We start from the raw sequence: 3,192 nt of genomic DNA, 5'->3' as shown, positions 1-3,192 counted from the left end.
GGGGTGGTCGCTTTTCCCCCCCCCCCGGCCCACAGCAAGGTGCGGTAATGAATGAGAAAAAATTTGCGCTGGGCATAGGATTGGCTGGCATCGCGTTTATTGCGCTGCTGGCGTACTTGAGCGCGCCGGACTTGCTGCCCAGGCCGGCCGTGGTGCTGCGTCCCGCCGGCGGCAGCGCCGCCAGCCCAGCCCATCGCGCCGTTGCGGCGACGCCAGCCGCCGCGGTTGCCAAAGCCGCTGCCGATTGTTCCGCCGAGCGCCTGGACTCCTGGCGGCTCATGAGCTTGGCCGAGGGAGGCTACCGGCAAGGCGGGTTCGCCGTGCTGAACAATGCGCTGCGCGGCACCGTCACCGTCGCCGAAACCCAGGTTTTCGACGGCGACCTGCAGCTGGAAAAAATTACCGGCAACACGGCCCAATTGCGCTGCGGCGAGATCCGGCAAACCAGGGTGCTGGCAGACAGCCGCGGCGCGGCGCCGGAAATGCGGACGGCGTTGCCGGATCCGGGCGCCGGTGGACTGTGACTGACGGCAGTGCGCGGAACCCCGGCTCATGGCATGCTTATGGCAGAGCAGCATTACTTCCATCTGTTGAATCCCCACCAAGGGCGATGCCATGAAACGCTATTTTCCCTACCTTGTTGCCGCCATGCTTTTTGTTCCGTTTGTTTCAGGCGCGGCCACCGGCAGCCATGATTTTTCAAACATTTTCAAAGCCTGCTACGCCGCTGCCAATACCAGCGAGGAATCGAAATCAGCGTGCCTGGGCGAAGAGCTGACCCTGCAAAGCAAGGCAGCCGCTGAACTGCATCAATCGACATCACAGCTGTTGAGCGGCGCCGAGAGGCAGCAGCTTGCCGATGATTTTGTGGCTTGGAAGAAAAACATCCTGCTGGATTGCTCGATCCAGGCCGACAGCAAGACGGTGCCGCTAGAGCGGGAAAACGCCAGGGAGTATTGCCTGATCGAACGAACAATCGGACGCATGGATGCCTATGACACGATCCGGCAGGATAAGACCCTGAGGCGATAAGCCTGCTGTTGCCGTTTGATTTCTCAGGGAAGAGCTGATTTTGTCCAGTATATTAATTTGTCCATTTTTATTGGACATTTCATCGTATTGGACATCCCCTGATCCGCCTGCACGCCAACTTTACGTTTTCCCCAAACGCGAAGCGCGTTTGACCGCTTGCGGCGGTTGCCCGACCGTGCGCAGGAAAGCGCGCCGCATGCGTTCGGTATCCGAAAACCCGGTTTCCCTTGCCACCACGTCGATCGAGTGGCTGCTGTCCTCCAGCATGGCGCGCGCCGCTTCGACCCTTAACGCTTCCACCGCCTTGGCGGGCGATTTCCCGGTCTCGTTGCGGAACGCCCGGCTGAACTGGCGCCGGCTCAGGTGGGCGGCGTCGGCCAGTTCATCCACCGACAATTCCTTCGCCAGGTTGCGCTTGGCGTAGCTGAGCGCGCTCTGGATCCGGTCCGACTTCGCTTCCATTTCCAGCAGCGCTGAAAACTGCGACTGGCCGCCGCTGCGGCGGTGATAGACCACCATCATCCGGGCGATCAGGCGGGCGTTGGCCGTCCCCAGGTCTTGCTCGACCAGCGCCAGGCTCAAATCGATGCAGGCGGTCATGCCGGCCGAAGTCCAGATGTTGCCGTCGTTGATGAAAATGCGGTCCTCTTCAACCCGCGTCTTGGGATACAGGTGCTGCAGTTCGCGCGCTTGCGCCCAGTGCGTGGTGGCACGGCGGCCGTTCAGCAGGCCGGCCTCGGCGAGCAGGAAGGCGCCGGTGCAGATGCTGGCGGTGCGGCGCGAAGCGGCGCAGGACCGGCGCAGGAAATCGACGAAGCGGGGCGACGACACCACCGGCGACATGGAGCCGGTGACCATCACCGTGTCGTAGGCGTGGGCATCGAACGCAATGCTGTCGACCTTGACCCCGGACGAACTGCGCACCGGGCCGCCCTGTTCGGACACCAGCATCACATCGTAAAACGGCCCGCCCGGGCAATCGTTGGCCAGCTCGAAGACGGAGACGGCGGCCATGTCGACCAGCTGGAAGCCGTCGAAAACGACAAAAGCGATGGTTTTTTTCATGTTGGCCCAATTCGAGGTAAATACGTCACTTGGGACATAGATTGAACTCCTACACTGGACTTGTCAATCTTTAAAACCAGCTGGACCGGCAGTCCGGCATCACTTTCCAAGGATACAAAATGTCTACCCAAACTACCCATGCCGCCCAAGGCACAGCCCTCATCACCGGCGCCTCGACCGGCATCGGCGCCATCTACGCCGACCGCCTGGCGCGCCGCGGCTACGACCTGATCCTGGTCGCCCGCAACCAGGAAAAACTGGATCAACTGGCGCGCCAATTGTCTGCCGGCACCGGCCGCAAGGTCGATGTCATCAGGGCCGACCTCAGCGTCACGGCCGACCTGCGGGCCATCGAGCGGCGCCTGGCCGATGATGCGAGCATCACCATGCTGGTCAACAATGCGGGCCTTGGCGCGACCAAGAGCCTGATCGATTCGACGCCGGAAGAACTGGACGATCTGATCACATTGAATGTGCAGGCGCTGACCCGCCTGACGCGCGCCGTGGCGCCGGCGATGGTGGCGCGCGGGAATGGCACCATCGTCAATATTTCTTCCATGGTGGCGGTGTCGCCGGAAACGCTGAACGGCACTTACGGCGGCACCAAAGCCTATGTGCTGGCGCTGACCCAGTCGCTGCATCATGAACTTGGGGCCAAAGGCGTGCGCGTGCAGGCCGTGCTGCCAGGCGCCATCCGCACGCCGTTCTGGGACCGCGCCGGCCTGCCGGTGCAGCACCTGCCGCAAGAGATCGTGATGGATGCGGCGGACCTGGTCGATGCCGCCCTCGCCGGGCTGGACCAGGGCGAGCTGGCGACCGTGCCGTCGCTGCCGGACCTGGCCGACTGGGATCGTTTCGAAGCCGCGCGCCAGGCGCTCAAGCCCAACCTGTCGCATGTCAAGCCGGCGGCGCGCTACAAGGTTGGCGCCTGACCTGGCGTCTTGCGGACCGGGTGCAGGAGCTGCCTGTACCCGGAATAATCTCTCTTCAACGCGATAAGGCGCGCAGTGTAGGGCGTAATAGATTCTATGGTTTTGGTCAAGCTTTTATGGAAACGAAGTGCGGGTCGAAGCTTGATCCGTTCTTCGTCAAGAT

4 protein-coding genes are annotated in these 3,192 nt (G+C 62.3%); 3 read left to right on the top strand and 1 reads right to left on the bottom strand.

Going from position 1 to position 3,192, the window contains the following annotated elements; genetic code table 11:
- The first annotated feature begins 47 nt into the window (after positions 1-47).
- The gene (locus tag AC07RZ_RS16405; protein ID WP_494668716.1) at positions 48-524 is read left to right on the top strand and encodes a hypothetical protein; all 477 of its coding nucleotides are present in this window, start codon (positions 48-50) and stop codon (positions 522-524) included.
- A gap of 91 nt (positions 525-615) precedes the next feature.
- A complete protein-coding gene (locus tag AC07RZ_RS16400) occupies positions 616-1,032 on the top strand; it encodes a hypothetical protein (RefSeq protein WP_494668715.1) in 417 nt (138 codons plus the stop codon).
- 120 nt (positions 1,033-1,152) lie between these two features.
- Here AC07RZ_RS16400 and AC07RZ_RS16395 read toward each other — a convergent pair whose 3' ends face one another.
- The gene (locus tag AC07RZ_RS16395; protein ID WP_494668714.1) at positions 1,153-2,097 is read right to left on the bottom strand and encodes a GlxA family transcriptional regulator; all 945 of its coding nucleotides are present in this window, start codon (positions 2,095-2,097) and stop codon (positions 1,153-1,155) included.
- A gap of 119 nt (positions 2,098-2,216) precedes the next feature.
- On the opposite strand from AC07RZ_RS16395, the gene AC07RZ_RS16390 reads away from it, so the two are divergent.
- Positions 2,217-3,029, top strand: a complete 813-nt coding sequence (locus AC07RZ_RS16390; RefSeq protein ID WP_494668713.1) for an SDR family NAD(P)-dependent oxidoreductase — start codon at positions 2,217-2,219, stop codon at positions 3,027-3,029.
- The last annotated feature ends 163 nt before the right edge of the window (positions 3,030-3,192 follow it).

Source organism: Collimonas sp. GW821-FHT07E08, from assembly GCF_059418905.1.
The sequence above is the reverse complement of the archived record's forward strand: the minus strand, read 5'-3'. Positions and strand labels throughout refer to the sequence as shown.

What these genes read in the sequence shown, in the direction of transcription:
- AC07RZ_RS16405 (WP_494668716.1), top strand. Translation starts at nt 48, where the DNA reads ATGAATGAGAAAAAATTTGCGCTGGGCATAGGATTGGCTGGCATCGCG.
- AC07RZ_RS16400 (WP_494668715.1), top strand. Translation starts at nt 616, where the DNA reads ATGAAACGCTATTTTCCCTACCTTGTTGCCGCCATGCTTTTTGTTCCG.
- AC07RZ_RS16395 (WP_494668714.1), bottom strand. Translation starts at nt 2,097, where the DNA reads ATGAAAAAAACCATCGCTTTTGTCGTTTTCGACGGCTTCCAGCTGGTC.
- AC07RZ_RS16390 (WP_494668713.1), top strand. Translation starts at nt 2,217, where the DNA reads ATGTCTACCCAAACTACCCATGCCGCCCAAGGCACAGCCCTCATCACC.